We start from the raw sequence: 17,718 nt of genomic DNA, 5'->3' as shown, positions 1-17,718 counted from the left end.
TACATGTTTATTTTTCTCTTTGTTTATTGTTACCTTTTAATGTCATATTTTCATCTTTTACAGATAGATAAAACAATTTGGCTCTCACTTCCTCTTACTCATGTTTTTTAGCATGATGCGGTTCCGCTTGTGCTAAACCGATAAATACTGCTGATAGCATGGTGAATACATATGCTTGAATATAGGCAACCAAAATTTCAACAAAACTGATAAATATTGTCAAGACAACAGACACCACAGTCATTGATGAGTTGATTGCTACTCCTAGTTTTACAGTCAAAAAGATCAAACATACTAATCCCAGTACAATAGAGTGTCCTGCCAAAATATTTGCAAAGAGACGAATCATCAATGCGAATGGCTTTGTAAATACACCTACAATTTCAATAGGTATCATAATCGGTTTAAGCCATGTAGGCACTTCTGGCCAAAATACTTCTTTCCAGTATTCCTTTGTCCCAAATATATTCACTATAACCAGAGTAAACAATGCCAATACTAAAGTGACAGCTATATTCCCTGTTACGGTAGCTCCGAAAGGAAAGATTGGAATTAATCCTGCTATATTATTGATGAATATAAAAAAGAAAGTTGTCAATAAATAAGGTGCAAATTTCTTGTAATTTTTACCCACACATGGCTTAATAATATCATCATTCACACTCATGATAAACATTTCCATGAATCCTATAAAACCTTTAGGTGCTTTGGGACTTTCAGCAGTAGAATTCTTTTTATACCATCTGGCGACAGACATTATAAGAACAAGAGTTATTATACTGCAAACAAGTAAAGCAAAGGCATTTTTTGTAATAGAAATATCCCATGGTCTGATTTCATCACCTGATGCATTCTTTTCTACAATCTTCCCTTTATAATCGCCCTCCTGAGCAATGTAGAAGCCTTTATATGCAGAATGTCCATGATCGAATCTGGCAGCAGAGAATACATTCCATCCACTGTTTTCGCCTTTAACTATGACAGGAAGTGAAACGACAATTGGATGATCTCCCCAAGTTGTGATATGCCACTGGTAAGAATCTGCAAGGTGATCAAGAATTAATTCTTTTACATTCAAGCTTTTTTCACCTTCTGAAGAATGCTCCTCAGACGATGCATAAGAAGATGTACTTCCCATCACGAATAAGCATACCAGTACAAATATGTATTTTAATCGGCTATTCATTGCTACTATTTTTTTCTTTGATACGCTTCTCGACTTTCATAAAGATGAATGTTTCGGCGATCAGGTATAATAAATAAAATAATATAAAAACAGCTACAAAAGCTTTGATGTTTTCTTTCACGGTAAGCACATACACAGTAACAAAGATCAGCGAAGTAATAACTTTTATGACTTTGGTTAGCATATACATGTTTACTAACTGTTTTTTATCTTTCTTCTGACTACATTTTTCGACCAGAGATACTACCAACGATTCTATTATCAGATAAAATATGGTAAGACCTACAAACCAATTCCAATCAAATGTGGGCAAAAAGCAGGACAGACCAACCCCAATGCAACCACTGATTATGAGACCGAAGGCAATTATAGATATAATTAGTTTTGTTTTGAATATATTCATAAATTATTCTACGCAAACGGTAACTATATTTTTTTTGACTTCAACGAATCCACTTTCGATGACTACTTTCTGAGGCGAACCTTTTTCTATTTCGTACGAAATTTCACCTTTATGCAAAGAAGATATAAGTGGAGCATGATCGGGTAATATGCTGAACTCCCCCTCTGTTCCCGGTAGTTTTACGGATAAAACTGCTCCTTGAAACAACATCTTTTCGGGTGAAACTATCTTTAATTGTAATTCTTTCATTGCTTTGACTTATAAGTTACATGTAATCAAATAACTGTTGACTGCTCACTGTTAACTGATTATTAGCCTTTAGAAGCTTGAGCCATTAGCTTTTTACCTTTTTCGATAGCCTCTTCGATAGTTCCCACATTTAAGAATGCTTGTTCAGGTAGGTTATCTACCTCACCGTCAAGTATCATCTGGAATCCTTTAATAGTGTCCTGAATATCTACGATTACACCTGCAACACCTGTAAACTGAGTAGCCACATTAAATGGCTGAGATAAGAAACGTTGTACACGTCTTGCTCTGTTTACTGTTTGACGGTCTTCATCCGAAAGTTCTTCCATACCAAGTATGGAGATAATATCCTGAAGTTCTTTATTTCTTTGTAATATTTGTTTTACACGTTGAGCCACATCGTAATGTTCTTGTCCAACCACATTTGGGTCTAAGCTGCGTGATGTAGAATCCAGTGGATCCACCGCAGGGTAAATACCAAGTTCCGTAATCTTACGGCTCAATACTGTAGTTGCATCCAAGTGGGAGAATGTTGTCGCCGGAGCAGGGTCGGTCAAGTCATCCGCAGGCACATAAACGGCCTGAACAGATGTGATAGATCCGTTCTTTGTAGAAGTAATACGCTCTTGCATAGCTCCCATCTCTGTAGAAAGGGTAGGTTGGTAGCCCACAGCCGAAGGCATACGACCTAATAGTGCCGATACCTCAGATCCTGCTTGCGTAAAACGGAAAATATTGTCAATAAAGAATAATATATCTTTTGGTGCACCATCTTCGTGGTCTGCATCACGGAACGATTCCGCAACTGTCAGCCCCGAAAGAGCTACTGACGAACGTGCGCCCGGAGGCTCATTCATCTGCCCGAATACGAGCGATATTTGTGATTTTTCAAGTTCCTTAGGATCTACTTTAGATAAATCCCAATGACCTTCTTCCATGCTTTTCTTAAATTCATCACCGTAACGGACAACGTTCGATTCGATCATTTCTCGAAGTAAGTCATTACCTTCACGGGTACGCTCTCCAACTCCGGCAAATACCGAATATCCGTTGTGTTTTTTAGCAATATTATTGATAAGCTCCATAATTAATACGGTCTTACCAACTCCTGCTCCACCAAAAAGACCAACTTTACCTCCTTTTGCATAAGGTGCTAATAAGTCGATAACCTTTATCCCGGTAAATAATACATCACGAGAAGTTATAAGATCTTCAAATTTAGGCGGTTCTCTATGAATTGGTAATCCTGCCGAATTATCAAGGCTTTCCATCCCGTCAATAGCTTCTCCTACCACATTTAGTAAGCGACCCTTTACCTGATTACCGATCGGAACAGTTATAGCTTTACCGGTTGCAATAACATCAAGATTTCTTCTTAAACCATCCGTACTGTCCATTGCAACACCGCGAATAGTGTTTTCTCCAATGTGTTGTTGCACTTCAATAATTAAAACTTTACCGTTGGGTCTTTGAACGTGTAATGCTTCATATATCTGGGGTAAGTTTGGTGCTGAACCTTCTTTTTGCTCAAAATAGACATCCACCACTGGACCTATGACCTGAGATATACGACCTACTAATTGTGACATAATTATATATTTTTTATTTTTTTCTCTTACAAGTAGCATTAAATATTTATTGCTATATTTTATAATTATAGCGATCTCTGGTTATTATAATCAGCCAAAGCAATAAAAAGGTCTGCGACCTTAAGTTTACTGTGCAGGGATTTTACTGACAGGTGTGCCAGAAAAACGATGTTCGCAGTAAAACGCAACAACAATTAATTATTTTATGCTTTTCAGGTTATCGGAAATTCTTCTTTAAGAAATTCTTTTTTTACAATCAACCATAGTTTTTAATAACTGTCATTCTTAAGAGATCATTGCAATAATGTTATTCCCGAAAGTAATGAATATTCTCTTATTACGCTACGTTTAGTATGATTGTTGAAGCAAATATAGCCAATATTTCATTTTTAAGTTTTATTTTTGTAGGAAAAATAAGTGTACTTACTATTTTTTAAATATAAATTAACAATAGGCTTTTTAATACAATTTCTAAAATGGGTAAAGTTTTAATTATTGGAGCAGGGGGTGTAGGCACTGTCGTAGTGCATAAGGTCGCTCAAAATCCGGAAGTATTTACGGAAGTAATGCTTGCCAGCCGCACCAAATCGAAATGTGATGCCATTGCCCAAACTATTGGGGGAGGTAAAATTCAAACAGCTCAGGTGGATGCTGATAATGTAGAGGATTTGATCAGGTTATTCAATTCGTTTAAACCCGAGTTGGTGATAAATGTAGCCCTTCCGTATCAGGATTTGACTATTATGGATGCTTGCTTGGCGTGTGGCGTCAATTATTTAGATACAGCCAATTATGAGCCTAAAGATGAAGCTAAATATGAATATAGCTGGCAATGGGCTTATCAAGATAAATTTAAAGAAGCTGGTTTAACTGCAATTCTAGGTTGTGGATTCGATCCGGGAGTAACAAGTGTTTTTACGGCCTATGCTGCAAAACATCATTTTGATGAAATACATACACTAGATATTGTAGACTGTAACGCCGGAGATCACGGAAAGGCTTTTGCTACTAACTTCAATCCTGAAATCAATATCCGTGAGGTTACTCAAAAAGGGAAATACTGGGAAAATGGAGAATGGGTAGAAACTGAGCCGCACGAAATTCATAAACCTTTGAATTATCCAAATATCGGACCGAAGGAGTCATATGTAATTTATCACGAAGAATTGGAGTCGCTGGTGAAAAACTTCCCCACATTGAAACGTGCCCGTTTCTGGATGACTTTCGGACAAGAATACCTGACTCACCTGCGTGTAATTCAGAACATCGGAATGGCTCGTATCGACCCTATTATATATAATGGTGTAGAGATCGTTCCGATTCAGTTTCTGAAAGCTGTATTGCCCGATCCGGGAGAGCTTGGCGAAAACTATACAGGTCAAACATCTATCGGTTGTCGTATCACCGGCATAAAGGATGGTAAAGAACGTACCTATTATATATATAACAACTGTTCGCACGAGGCTGCATTCAAAGAAACAGGCATGCAGGGCGTAAGCTATACAACGGGTGTGCCTGCAATGATTGGAGCAATGATGTTCTTTAAAGGTCTTTGGCGTAAACCGGGAGTATTCAATGTCGAAGAATTTAATCCCGATCCGTTCATGGAACAATTAAATATACAAGGACTGCCTTGGCACGAATTGTTTGATATTGATTTGGAGATGTAATGCAAAGGGGATGATACCTTAAAACAACAAACTCGGAGCAACTTGCCCCGAGTTTGTTGTTTTATTAATCAATGTCTAATTTAAGAAGAACCAACTCATACCAAGCCGAATTGGTTAAAGGTGGATTAAAGTATCCATCAATAGGAAGTGTGTATCCCGGGCCTACATTATTATTTGCATTTAGCATCTGTACGTTTATTTCTAGTTTTGCAAACTCAAGAATATTATAATATGCGACACTCGACAGATAATGTTCATAAAGAGGGCTAACTACTTTTATGGGCATTGCAGGTGCAGAAGCATAATATGCGGTTATATCGACTTTCATATATTCTTCTATGCCGACAAGGTCTCCCCTCCAGAAAAATAAATATTTACCGGGAGGTATACTTAGGTATTGAGTGTCATAGCTGACTACTCCTTTTATATTTGAAGAGAAATCGACTTCGTTGAGACTCGATGCATAAAATTTTTGCGAAGTGCCGCTAAAATAAAAAGCCGGATTTTTCACTCTCCATAATATAGAGCCACTACCGATAGTTAAAGAGCCCCAAGTACCGTAGCCCGATTCATCGGATATCAATATTTTCCCTTGCTGTTGAGATCCGTTTTCGAGTCGGAAACCGGGTACGGTGCCAGTTGTTTTTATATGTACCTTTCCTGTAGGTGCTATTAATCCTATCCCTAAATCACCATCTGGGGTAACCAGTATATCATCTTCGTATTTGTTACTGCCGGATGATGTATTATTACTTTTAGCATCGATATGGAAAACGCCTAAAGGGCTTACCGTATTTATGCCGACCTGGCAAAAGGCAAAAAGAGGATAACAAAATAAGAATAGTATGGATATATAATATTTTTTTTTCATATGATTTTAGGTTATTCGAGTTTTAATAGATTTAGTTGATACCAGGTTGAACCGCTATAAGGGATTGCGTAACTAAATGTGCTTGCATAACGGTTGCTCATCAGAGTGATATAGATGGATAACACGACAGTGTCGGGAAACTCAATGTAGGCAGAATTTCCTCCCAAATAATGTTCGTATCGAAAACTTACAAACGTTAGAGTTGTCTGGGGATTGGTTTTATAATTACCCCTTAGCTCAAATAATGCATATTCTTCGGTATTAATATCACCGTTTATTAAAACTAAATATTTGCCGGAAGGGATTGTTAGTGTATAATCCGGATTATTAACTGCTCCCACTAAATTACCCGAAAATGTAACAGAGCCTGTCATTTTGAGTGCTGCTCCTGTGTGCCAAAAGGAGCTACTTAGTCTCCATTTGTAATTTTGATTAAAGGGCGGTGACGATTGCCATGTTCCAACCCCATCGGCATCACTAACCATTACGGCATTGTTTAGGGGAGTGTTTCCTGTTTCTAGCTTAAAGTTATTGTTTGACGAACCTTTTATATGAAGTTTTGCCGTAGGGGTGTTTGTTCCTATTCCCATTTTTCCATCATTATTCACTACTATCTCATCATTGTATTTAGTTATAATAGGTACAATGTCGTTATTGCCAGCTGCATCAATATGAAAAACGTTTTCCGGAGTATTTGTAAGTATTCCGACTTGTATCTGACTAAAGCTGTTGATTGGATATGCAATAGATAATATCATAAGAAGAATACAAAAAGAAGGTTGTTTATTTTTCATTGCATACGTCAATTTAAGTTTATAAATATAATTTCGTACCAAGCCGGTGCTGTAAAGGGTGGTATGAGTGCCGAACGCATATGATAGGAAGCATTGGTAAGGGCTTGGAAATATAATTTGCATGTTGCAGTTGAGGATAACTCCATTATGTCTAGATGGGTTACTGTATAGTGTTCGTCGAACCCCGGTGCATATTTGTCGGTGTTGTTTGCTTCAATGTTCATCGTTAAATATTCTTCGCCATCAATATCTCCTCTGAAAAACACAAAGTATCTTCCCGCCGGTAATGTGACTGAGTTTATCGTATTGGATACTCCGGAGATATTCATTGTTTCAAACTCTACATTTGCCAAGGTATTTGCAGTAAAATATTGTGCACTGCCGTTGAAAGAAAAGTTGGGATGAGTCATCTTCCACCGTATCATACCGATTGGTTTTGCTATTGTTTTCCACATTGCATTGCCTGTATTGTCGGTAGTTAAAGCATAGCCTTTGTTTTGGTTTCCGTCTTCAAGGCGAAATCCTTGGGTGGAAGCATCTGTTTTGATGTGTACTCTGGCTGTCGGATTTATTCCTGCTCCGATGCTTAACCGTCCGTCTGTGGTAACAAGTACGTCATCCTCAGTTTTTGTACCATCGGCTTGCGTATCACCTTTAGGATCAATATGAAAAATGCCTTGAGCATGTTCTGTATTGATGCCTACTTGTGCATGAGATAGAACGATGGATAGTAGGCTTAGGATTAGTGGAAAAAAATTCTTCATAGCTGCGTTGTTGTATTATAATAGTTAGTTGTTTGGATTATAGAGTAAAAAAGCAGCAACGTGTAATCTCTACATGTTGCTGCCGGACATAGCTGTGCCATACCTGATAAATTATTTGCTCGTGCAGACTTTGAACGACAACAGAACAAATCGGTTGCACGATAATTTTTATCGGCAAAGCTATTATTGTGGGGATAATGTGCTGGATAGTATTTAGATGCGTAAATTGTACGCACAAATAAAAAAAGACAGAATAATCTGCCTAAAATATTTTTATAACTAACACGGTTGCTAGTTAGTCTCTCTCTCTCTCTCTCTCTCTCTCTCTCTCTCTCTCTCTCTCTAATATTTCAACGCATATATCCAAACCTAAATTGTTAAATTTTAGATTTTTATTGGAGTTTTTATGTGTGAAAATATGATTCATTGATAGTGTATAAACCTATTTATTACAATAATAAATAGATGTAAAACATTTATTTACGTAGCAAATGTATAATTTAATTCTTTAGAATACAAAAAAAAAGGTGAATTTTATCAATGATAAAAAGCCCGGTGACGCATTTATCATCGGGCTTTCTCTTAAAACAGGTAAAATCTGTTTTATCTTTTCGTCACAAGAACCACATTGATAAATGATGCCGCACCAAGTCTAGTATTTATTACATTGTAATTAATCACTCCGGTCGAAGAGATGCTATTTATTTTTATTACATCCTGATCGTAATAGGTGACAACATAATCTAATTCGGTAGCTGCATAACGACCTGTTGGAACCATACTTAATGTTGTGTTATTTGTCGTGTATAAAGTGTTTCCGGTTTGCAGGAGGTGTTTCTTATAAACATTATTATACAGATCGAAGGTGTAGCCCGTGCCCACCGTATTGGTCGGTAGAGAAAAAACGGGCAGGTAAAAATACTGCCCCGGTTGGTCTACCGCTTGCCAAAGTGCTCCATCGAAATAAAAATAACCCGCACGTGTTACATTAGCCGTTTTTGTTGTTGCAGTCCCGTCGATGGTTGTTACGTAGACCATGTCCCCCGTTTGTGCCGCTGTATAGCGGGCATCTTTGCTTATGAGTTGTGCCCGGGTTAGGTTGGGAGCAATAATTCCTTCTGCTGTATTGCCCGTTGTAGTAGACGGTGTTATATGCAAACTGGCTTTTGCATCTGTATTCAGAACTCCAACCTGAGAGTATGCAGTTGAGGTGGCAAAAAGTGTAAAACCGATTAGTATATATATATTATTTTTCATCATTCTATATCATTATTCATTTATACCTCTGATATGCGGATTAACTCTGAGAACACACGAGTTTATCTTTATTTGGGAAGTTGTGGAGAGTTCAACTGCTCCATTCGAATCATAAGCTGTCACAGTAATAGTATATAATCCGGGAGTATCATAGATGTGAGTGTCGGTATATATTCCCAATGTAGGATTATTGTATGTTACGCTTGTTCCATCACCATAAGATAATACAACCTTGGTAACCCTATCAAAACCCATGCCACCTATAACTTCGAGTCGATAACTGGCAGATGTTCGGGAACAACACTCTGTGCCTGTGGACGAAGAGATTAGCATCTTAAACCAAGGGGTTGAAAAGTTGGGAAGCCCCCATCTGCCTATATACGACCCAAGAATATTATTCAGAGTATAAATTTTCATATTGGTAGGGTCGGTAGGATTGTCAATTACCCAGATATGAGACGACACCAATGCCGTAATGTACATTCTGCCATCGGGGCCTTTCTGTATTGCCCCAAAGTGATAGTAACCCAAATTTCCGGTGTTTACCAGCTGTTTTATTGGAGCAACCGAGTTTGGGGTTGATGTTGCCAACAAAGCATTGAAGTCGAAAACCTGCAATCCACTGTAATTTATACCTCTATCGTCAATGTAAGTTAAGTACATATATTTTACATCATTCGTAAACTCTATGCCATACCCTTTTTCTTTTGCAGGAAATGCGGTACCCAACGCTCCGTCACGCACGCGTATATTACTTATGACTCCTGTTGTGTTGTTAAAATCACCGTAAGCAAAAAAACGATTTTCGTAATCTATCCAAGCAAAATGTTTCGCATCCGGAGTAAACTTTATATATCCGCCCACATCCATGGGTGTTGTTATATGATTCACCGACGTAACACTGGAAGGTGCAGTATTTTGAACCCCTGCCGAAGTTACCTTCCATACATTAAGATAGCTGGGCGATGTGGCACTACGACCAGGAGCTACGATCCAATAGTCGCTACGGTTTGCTGCCACGACTGCTGTTATAGATTCGGACATTGTACCCCGCCCGCCCAGAAACGGAGTATTACGAGTCGAGGCAATAACATCTCCCAATCCTCCCCTCTGTGTCATATCTATAACAGAAGAGGCTGGGTTATTTGCCCCCTGAGATCCTATTGTGATGGCAATGTACTTACTTGCATTACCCGGATATGGTATTATCACACCGGATTGAGCGGAAGACGGATTTCCTGTCATTTGAGTACCCAGCAGAGGATTAGCATTGGGCATAGGATCCCATTTTTTATCCCAAACAGTAATTCCATCCGAAAAAAACATCAAGTTCCCGTTTCCATCCGATACCGAAAAACACCCCTCCATGGTAGACATGGGAGATTGGGTTTTCGGCGAAACTGGCGTTATAGCTGTTGGTATACCGGTAAGCATGGCATTGGGTGTACCATAGGCTCCTCCTGCATTAACATTTTGTGTATTACTCCATGTAAGAGTCGCATTCTGCCCGAAAAACCAGTTATAAAACTCTTTTTGAGCAAAACCAGATGATACTGTCAATAAAAAGAACAGCAATATAAAACATTTTTTTTGCATTTTTCCTCCTTTATTTCTTAACGACCAGTACTATGTTGATAAAAGAATTATTGCCCGGATTGGGATTTAATACATTGTAATTGAGTATACCTGTTGCCGACACACTATTTACCTTGATAATCGTGTTATCGTAATACGTCACCACATAATCCAACTGGTTAGCAGCATACAGAACCGGTATCTGAGTTAAAGACGCATTACTGCTCACAAAAGTAGGATTACCCAGCTTGGTAAACTGATATTTATAAACACTGTTATACAAATCGTAAGTTACACCTGTTGCCACTGCTGTTACTGGGAGGTTGAATGAGGGCAAATAAAGAGATTCGGGGGTGTAATCCATCGGTTGCCAGATAGTACCATCGAAATAGTAATATCCCTGTATAGTTATTTTAGCCGTTTTGGTAGTCAGAGTTCCATCTAGTGTTGTTACATATACATAAGCACCTTTCTGAGCGGCTGCGTATTGTGCATCTTTGCTTATTACCTGTGCCCGTGTCAGGTTAGGAGCTATAATTCCTTCGGCAGTCGAAGCGCCTGTGGTTTGCGGTACAACGTGCAGGGTTGTCTGGGGTGTTTCGGTATTTATCCCGATTTGTGCATGGATTAAGCCCATTAAAAATAAGCTTATAGCTGTTAAATAAAGTTTTTTCATTGTCTTAATTATTTATATGTGTTTGATTTACTATTTGTTGATAACTTAATAGTCGATAGCTGTTTACTAAAAAAAGCAGCAACATGTAATCTCTACATATTGCTGCCGGACATAGCTGTGACATAGGTAAACGGATGATTCGTGCCGATTTTGAACGACAACAACAAAACAAACCGGTTACACGAAAACGTTTACCGAAACAACTATCAATGTATTTATTGGGGAAATATTTTAAAGAATGAACGAGTGTGTGGATACGACACGATAATGAAAAAAGACGGAAAATTCCGCCTGAAATATTTTTTTTAGTAACGTGCTTGCTAGTTAGTCTCTCTCTCTCTCTCTCTCTCTCTCTCTCTCTCTCTCTCTCTCTAACATTTCAACGCACAGAAACAAATCTAAATAGTTAAATTTTAGATTGTTGTCGGTGGATATATTTGTTAATCGGATGGTCATGCTATAATTAAAAGAGTGATTCAATGAGGCAAATATAGGTTATTTTTCTTTAACAAGAACAAATGCCCGGAAAAAATTAACATCCGGGCATTTTAGGTTTATTGTTGTGATATAATCTTATCCTTTAGTTTCCAGATAAACAACATGGGTTCTTAAGTACTCCTCTAAGCCATGCTTTCCATCTGCACCGCCGATACCCGATTTGCGGCATCCGGCATGGAATCCCTGCATTGCCTCGAAATTCTCACGGTTGATGTATGTTTCACCGAATTTAAGAGCTCTCACTAATTTGAATGCTGTATCCAGATTTTGAGTATATACAGAAGAGGTTAAACCAAATTCAGAGTCATTCGCCCAAGCAATAGCATCATTGATGTCAGAGAATTCAACAATTGGTAGTACGGGCCCAAATGTTTCTTCTTGAATAATGTCCATTTTGTTGGTAACACCATCGAGTACTGTCGGTTCAAAGAAATATCCTTTGTCGCCAATACGTTTACCTCCGCATATTAATTTCGCTCCTTGTTTGATTGCTTTATCGACTTTCTCCTGAACTGATTTCAAAGCGTTAGCTTCTACTAATGGACCCATATCCAGGTCTTGAATCTTATTTGGATCTCCCACTTTTACAGCTTTCATTCCTGCAACCAGCTTAGTCATGAATGCCTCTTTCACGTTTTTGTGTACATAAACACGTTCGGCACAGTTACAAACTTGTCCGGTGTTGATAACTCTCGAAGCAATAATTGCTTTAACAGCTAAATCGAGGTCGGCATCGTCCATCACAATGGCTGGAGCTTTACCTCCAAGTTCCAGAGATACTTTAGTGATATTGGGTGCAGCCGCAGCCATTGTTTGTTGTCCCGCCGATACACTGCCTGTAAGGCTCACCATTCCTACTTTGGGGTTAGCTGCCAATTCGCTGCCGATAACAGAGCCTCGTCCGTTCACCAAATTGAAAACTCCTTTAGGTACACCTGCCTCTTCAACTATCTGTGCGAAAATGTATGCATTGATAGGTGTTAACTGGCTTGGTTTTACAACGATTGTATTTCCTGTCACAAGTGCCGGAGCTGCTTTGCGTGCAATGAGGAAGAACGGGAAATTCCACGGCAGGATACCTGTTGTTACTCCAATTGCTTTTTTGAATAGGAATATATTTTCGTTAGGGCGGTCGCTTTGGATAATTTCGCCTTCATAGCGGCGGGCCCATCCTGCCATATATTCGAGATAGTCGGCAGTAAACAATGTTTCTACATTGGCTAAACCTTGAGTTTTACCACCCTCTTGTACAATAATATCTGTTATTTCTTTTTCTCTTTTGCGGATGCCGGCTGCAATTTTTAGTAGGTAGCCTGCTCTTTCGACAGCAGGAATTTTCTCCCATTGATCCTGAGCTGCATCTGCTGCATCAATTGCTTTTTTTGTGTCATCCAATGTGCCGTCAGGCATACGCGCGATCACTTCTTCTGTTGAAGGGTTTAGTACATCAATCCATTTTCCGGAAGTATTTTCGATGAATTTACCATCAATAAACATTTTTAATTCTTTCATGGCGTTACGAGTAGTATTTTTAATTGGTTAAAAATTATTAGCCTTAAATTGTGATAAGTAGCTATAATCCCAAAAATATGAAAATACTTTAGACTTCCGGCACGAAAGAATGCGAAAAAAACAAAAAAAAGACTCTTGCTTTTGTCCTTTCTACTGTGTTAAATGGATTCAGTCCATTTCTTTTTCGTAAAGTTGACTGTCGGGTTCTCCGATAGTTTCAGGAGATATGTTTTCGTTGACACTCTTCTTTTTCCTTGAACAGTAAACAAAAGACCATATTAATCCAACGGTACTAACAAAGAGTAAAAGATGTATGCCTCCTCCTGCATTTGATAGTTTGAACATTTTGGAACTGATGAAGTAAACATACATGTATAGAGAAACAAATATTCCTAAAGCAGAGGTTAATAGCAGGATGAAGTTGGCTGTACGATATTTCATCTTAAACAGGAATATTGCAGATAATAAGCCTAATAACGGTACAATGTAAAAGACATATGCCAAATGAGGAGAGTCCTTTTTAGAGAAGAACATTATTGTATTCGATATTTTAGTGGTCTTTTTATATAGTGAAGGGAGATCCCAACCTGTAACAATAAGCTTCCCCCAACTAATCCAAGTCAGAGAAAAAGCAACAAGAATAAATATTATAATAATAGTCTCGAATCTGAGTAAAGAAGTATACTTTGATTTCATGAACGGGTCGTTTTTAATTCGGGCTCAAAAGTATGTAAGAGTTGTAAATCCTGCAACAAAAAATCTGCTATTTTAATCAGTCCTTCTTTTATTTTGAAATATAAAGCAATTATATTTGTGGAGTGATAAATATTCAGGAAATGGTGTCTTCCTTAACCAGCTGTTTTGAACAATTTGGTGACACCTTATTGTTAGATAATGATTAGATGCTTAATTTAGAGTAATTGAATGTATTTAATGATATATTTATAAACATAACCGGTTTTTAGTTATTGCACTTGCTAAGCAATAAAAAGCTCTGAGAGCTTAAGGTATGAAGCTATTAAATAAAGAAACAAATCCATTTTCTGTGCGAAAAATCAGAATTCAATTTCTACTCATCCTAAGAAATTTTCCTGCGATACTATATATTCTTAAATGGATATTAATTACTGCAATTATCGGAGTCTGTGTTGGCTCGGCCTCGGCCCTGTTTCTGCATTCTCTGGATTTTGTGACCAATTACAGAGAATCACATATCTGGATTATAGCACTGCTTCCGATAGCCGGTTTGCTTATTGGGCTACTTTATCACTATTATGGTAAAGAAGCAAATGCAGGCAATAATCTATTGATTGATACCATTCACAAACCTGAAAAAAGAATTCCCTTCCGAATGGCTCCTTTGGTATTTCTAGGTACGGTAGTCACTCATTTGTTTGGAGGTTCTGCCGGGCGTGAGGGTACAGCTATTCAGATGGCGGGAGCTATTGCCGATGTGTTTCGTAAACCTTTCCGATTAACAGCCGAAGATAGTCGTATCTTGCTTGTTGCGGCTACTGCTGCCGGATTTGGTTCTGTTTTTGGAACACCCTTTGCCGGAGCAATTTTTGGGCTTGAATTTTATTTAATCGGTAGGTTAAGGTATAATACGTTGTTTCCTGCACTTCTGGCATCCGTTATTGCCGATGCAGTTACTAAGGCTTGGCAGGCTAACCATACCCACTATGAAATCTCTTTTATTCCCGATATTTCACCTTTAAATTTATTGTACACCATTCTGGCAGGAATTGCCTTCGGGCTTTGTGCTGTGCTTTTTAGTAAAGGGATTCATTTTGTGACGAATATCTTTAAATCAAAAATAAAATATCCGCCTCTTCGCCCTTTTGTGGGAGGTATAATCGTAATTATTGCTGTTTGGGCAATCGATACGACCGACTATATTGGGTTGGGTATTCCTGTTATCGTCGATTCTTTCGATAGTCAGTTAGTTCCTTATGCTTTCCTTCTGAAAATAGCATTTACCATAGTAACCCTTGCCGCAGGATTTAAAGGAGGCGAAGTTACCCCTCTGTTTTTTATAGGTGCTGCATTGGGGAATGCTCTTTCATTGTTCATTCCACTGCCTATGGCTCTGTTGGCGGGAATAGGATTTGTAGCGGTTTTTGCCGGAGCTACTAATACGCCCATAGCTTGCTCTATAATGGCTATCGAATTATTTGGTGGCGGATGTGGCGTATATGCTGCAATTGCGTGCGTAATTTCTTATTTAATATCTGGACATACAGGTATTTATGGAAAGCAAATAGTGGGCGAACCCAAGTATGGTAAGTATCTACATGAGAAAGGTAGGCACTTGGACGAAATAAAGCGCTGAGGAATATATTTGAAGTATGAATTTAGACCGTAGTTTCGTCTAAAAAAGTTACTTTTGTGAAAGAATAACCAGTAAGTATTTAATGCAACCTTATTTGAATAATAACTATCAGTTGCATTTATGCCTGCCAAAGTAATAAATAGGTCTGAGACCTTAAAACAAATTATATGATACAATCGATGACAGGGTTTGGCAAAGCAACAGCCGAATTATCAAACAAGAAAATTACGGTTGAGATTAAATCCTTGAATAGCAAACAACTGGATTTGTCTGTGCGTATTCCAAGTGTATACAAAGAGCAAGAGTTGAATGTGCGTAGCCTGATAGCCCGTCGCCTTGAACGAGGTAAGGTTGATTTTGCTATTTATATCGAAAATACAAGCAAAGAAACTACATCACAAATCAATCAAAATGTACTTGAAGCATATTATAATCAGATAAAAAATTCTTCCGAAAAACTAGGGGTAGATGTTCCTGCAGATTGGTTTCAAGTATTGTTGAGACTGCCGGATGTGCTGAAATATGAAGCTCAGGAAGCAGATGAAGAAGAGTGGAAAGTAGTATCTGATACCATAAATAAAGCATTAGACCAACTTGTAGAATTCAGAAAACAAGAAGGTAAAATGTTGGAAGACTTATTCATTCAGAAGGTTTCTAATATCAGTACTCTTATGGCAGATATAGAACCTTATGAGTCAGAGAGAGTTGAAAAGGTGAAAACCCGAATCATCGAAGCTCTTCAAAAAATTGAGAACTTTGATTATGATAAAAACCGTTTCGAGCAAGAAATGATTTATTATATTGAAAAGCTTGATATTAATGAAGAAAAAGTACGTTTGAGAAATCACCTGAAATATTTCCTTGAAACATTGAATGATACTTCGGGACAAGGTAAAAAACTGGGATTTATTACTCAGGAAATGGGGCGTGAAATAAATACAACAGGCTCTAAAGCAAATCATGTTCAGATGCAGCAAATAGTTGTCCAGATGAAAGATGAATTAGAACAGATTAAAGAGCAGGTGCTTAACGTACTGTAAGTTGTCTTTATAAATATTCATTGCGATATATTCTTGCAAGTTTGTTTTCTCAAAAACAGACTTGTAACTTATAACTAATTACTTGTAACTAATTGATGGGTAAACTTCTTATCTTTTCGGCACCTTCGGGCGCAGGAAAATCGACAATAGTAAATTATTTATTGCAGCAGAATCTGAACCTTTCTTTTTCTATCTCAGCAACAAGCCGTCCTCCACGAGGCACTGAAAGGGATGGAGTAGAATATTATTTTCTGTCACCTGATGAATTTCGAGAAAAAATAAAAAACAATGAGTTCCTCGAATACGAAGAGGTTTATTACGATAGGTATTACGGTACACTAAAGTCCGAAATACAACGTATTACCGATAATGGCGGTAATGTGATTTTTGATGTGGATGTAGTTGGCGGTTGTAATATTAAAAAATATTATGGTGACAAAGCATTGTCGATCTTTGTTGAACCACCATCTATTGAGGCTTTAAAGGACAGGTTAGAAAAAAGAGGTACAGATAGTCCCGAGGTAATTAAAGACAGGATTGCAAAAGCCGAATATGAGATGACATTTGCCCCTCAGTTCGATGTCGTTATTCGTAATGAAGACTTAGAAGTTGCTAAAGCGGAGGCTTTGTCTGTAGTCTCTAAATTTTTAGGACAATGAAAATCGGAATTTTTTCAGGATCATTTAATCCGATTCATATCGGGCATATGGTGTTAGCCAACTTCATCACCGAATTTACGGATATAGATGAAGTTTGGTTTTTGGTGACGCCACAGAATCCGCTGAAAGAAGATGCTATTTTATTAGACGAGAATACCCGTTTCGAAATGACAAAACTGGCATTGGCAGACTATCCCAAATTAAAAGCTTCCGATTTCGAGTTTTCCTTACCCAAGCCGTCCTATACTGTACATACTTTAGAGGCTTTAAGTGAAGCTTATCCCGAAAATACATTTGCCTTGATTATTGGAGCTGACAATTGGGAAGCATTCGACAGATGGAGGGATTTTGAAGAGATATTAGAGCAATATAGAATATATGTATACCCTCGGTTCGGTTATCGGATTTCTATCTCTAAGAAGTTGAAAGATAGGGTTGAGGCTCTTAGTTCTCCCGTTATAGAGATCTCGTCTACCTTTATAAGAGAGGCTTTGGCCAAAGGCAAAAATATGCATGCCTTTTTACCCGAAAGTGTACATAAGTATATCATTGAAAAAGGCTTATACCTGTAAGGCATAATTGTTGTTTCGGGTAGTTATAGGTATTAAATAAAAATAATAAAAAAGGTCTGAGACCTTAAAAT

17 protein-coding genes are annotated in these 17,718 nt (G+C 38.0%); 5 read left to right on the top strand and 12 right to left on the bottom strand.

The window, feature by feature from the left end:
* Positions 1 to 94: 94 nt before the first annotated feature.
* From atpB to atpD, 4 genes are all read right to left on the bottom strand, one after another.
* Positions 95 to 1,186, bottom strand: coding sequence for a F0F1 ATP synthase subunit A (gene atpB / locus CLV62_RS10665; RefSeq protein WP_110310770.1), 1,092 nt, complete (start codon positions 1,184 to 1,186; stop codon positions 95 to 97).
* A complete protein-coding gene (locus CLV62_RS10660; protein ID WP_110310769.1) occupies positions 1,179 to 1,589 on the bottom strand; it encodes a hypothetical protein in 411 nt (136 codons plus the stop codon). Before CLV62_RS10660 ends, atpB begins: the two co-directional genes overlap by 8 nt.
* 3 nt (positions 1,590 to 1,592) lie before the next feature.
* The gene (gene atpC, locus CLV62_RS10655; protein WP_110310768.1) at positions 1,593 to 1,838 is read right to left on the bottom strand and encodes an ATP synthase F1 subunit epsilon; all 246 of its coding nucleotides are present in this window, start codon (positions 1,836 to 1,838) and stop codon (positions 1,593 to 1,595) included.
* Positions 1,839 to 1,900: 62 nt separating this feature from the next.
* Positions 1,901 to 3,427 (bottom strand): F0F1 ATP synthase subunit beta, encoded by a 1,527-nt coding sequence (gene atpD, locus CLV62_RS10650; protein ID WP_110310840.1) that lies wholly within the window; start codon positions 3,425 to 3,427, stop codon positions 1,901 to 1,903.
* A 476-nt stretch (positions 3,428 to 3,903) separates the two neighbouring features.
* On the opposite strand from atpD, the gene CLV62_RS10645 reads away from it, so the two are divergent.
* Positions 3,904 to 5,097 carry a saccharopine dehydrogenase family protein gene (locus tag CLV62_RS10645; protein ID WP_110310767.1) on the top strand — a complete coding sequence of 398 codons (1,194 nt, stop codon included), beginning with the start codon at positions 3,904 to 3,906 and terminating at the stop codon, positions 5,095 to 5,097.
* Between the two features lie 64 nt (positions 5,098 to 5,161).
* On the opposite strand, the gene CLV62_RS10640 is transcribed toward CLV62_RS10645, so the two are convergent.
* The 8 genes from CLV62_RS10640 to CLV62_RS10605 form a co-directional block, all read right to left on the bottom strand.
* Complete coding sequence (locus CLV62_RS10640) at positions 5,162 to 5,968, bottom strand: hypothetical protein (RefSeq protein ID WP_110310766.1); 807 nt, start codon at positions 5,966 to 5,968, stop codon at positions 5,162 to 5,164.
* An 11-nt stretch (positions 5,969 to 5,979) separates the two neighbouring features.
* Entirely contained in the window at positions 5,980 to 6,762 is a 783-nt protein-coding gene (locus tag CLV62_RS10635) for a hypothetical protein (protein WP_146212727.1), read from the bottom strand.
* 8 nt (positions 6,763 to 6,770) lie between these two features.
* Complete coding sequence (locus CLV62_RS10630; RefSeq protein WP_110310764.1) at positions 6,771 to 7,526, bottom strand: hypothetical protein; 756 nt, start codon at positions 7,524 to 7,526, stop codon at positions 6,771 to 6,773.
* A 603-nt stretch (positions 7,527 to 8,129) separates the two neighbouring features.
* Positions 8,130 to 8,786, bottom strand: a complete 657-nt coding sequence (locus CLV62_RS10625; protein WP_110310763.1) for a hypothetical protein — start codon at positions 8,784 to 8,786, stop codon at positions 8,130 to 8,132.
* A 9-nt stretch (positions 8,787 to 8,795) separates the two neighbouring features.
* Complete coding sequence (locus tag CLV62_RS10620; RefSeq protein ID WP_110310762.1) at positions 8,796 to 10,379, bottom strand: PKD domain-containing protein; 1,584 nt, start codon at positions 10,377 to 10,379, stop codon at positions 8,796 to 8,798.
* 10 nt (positions 10,380 to 10,389) lie between these two features.
* On the bottom strand, positions 10,390 to 11,034 hold the full coding sequence (locus CLV62_RS10615) for a hypothetical protein (protein ID WP_110310761.1): 645 nt from the start codon (positions 11,032 to 11,034) through the stop codon (positions 10,390 to 10,392).
* Positions 11,035 to 11,607: 573 nt separating this feature from the next.
* Entirely contained in the window at positions 11,608 to 13,044 is a 1,437-nt protein-coding gene (gene aldA / locus CLV62_RS10610; RefSeq protein ID WP_110310760.1) for an aldehyde dehydrogenase, read from the bottom strand.
* Positions 13,045 to 13,212: 168 nt separating this feature from the next.
* Positions 13,213 to 13,740, bottom strand: coding sequence for a hypothetical protein (locus CLV62_RS10605; protein ID WP_110310759.1), 528 nt, complete (start codon positions 13,738 to 13,740; stop codon positions 13,213 to 13,215).
* Positions 13,741 to 14,053: 313 nt separating this feature from the next.
* Between CLV62_RS10605 and CLV62_RS10600 the strand changes: the two genes are divergently transcribed.
* From CLV62_RS10600 to nadD, 4 genes are all read left to right on the top strand, one after another.
* Entirely contained in the window at positions 14,054 to 15,376 is a 1,323-nt protein-coding gene (locus CLV62_RS10600) for a voltage-gated chloride channel family protein (RefSeq protein ID WP_185144262.1), read from the top strand.
* A 167-nt stretch (positions 15,377 to 15,543) separates the two neighbouring features.
* A complete protein-coding gene (locus CLV62_RS10595; protein WP_110310758.1) occupies positions 15,544 to 16,416 on the top strand; it encodes a YicC/YloC family endoribonuclease in 873 nt (290 codons plus the stop codon).
* Positions 16,417 to 16,508: 92 nt separating this feature from the next.
* Positions 16,509 to 17,075, top strand: coding sequence for a guanylate kinase (gene gmk, locus CLV62_RS10590; RefSeq protein ID WP_185144261.1), 567 nt, complete (start codon positions 16,509 to 16,511; stop codon positions 17,073 to 17,075).
* A complete protein-coding gene (nadD, locus tag CLV62_RS10585) occupies positions 17,072 to 17,647 on the top strand; it encodes a nicotinate (nicotinamide) nucleotide adenylyltransferase (protein WP_110310756.1) in 576 nt (191 codons plus the stop codon). The genes gmk and nadD overlap by 4 nt, the downstream gene beginning before the upstream one ends.
* Positions 17,648 to 17,718 lie beyond the last annotated feature (71 nt).

This window comes from Indolivaga alginatilytica (assembly GCF_003201355.1).
GTDB classification, from domain to species: Bacteria; Bacteroidota; Bacteroidia; order Bacteroidales; family Dysgonomonadaceae; genus Dysgonomonas_A; species Dysgonomonas_A alginatilytica.
Note: the sequence above shows the minus strand (reverse complement) of the source record. Positions and strands in the feature narration are given on the sequence as shown.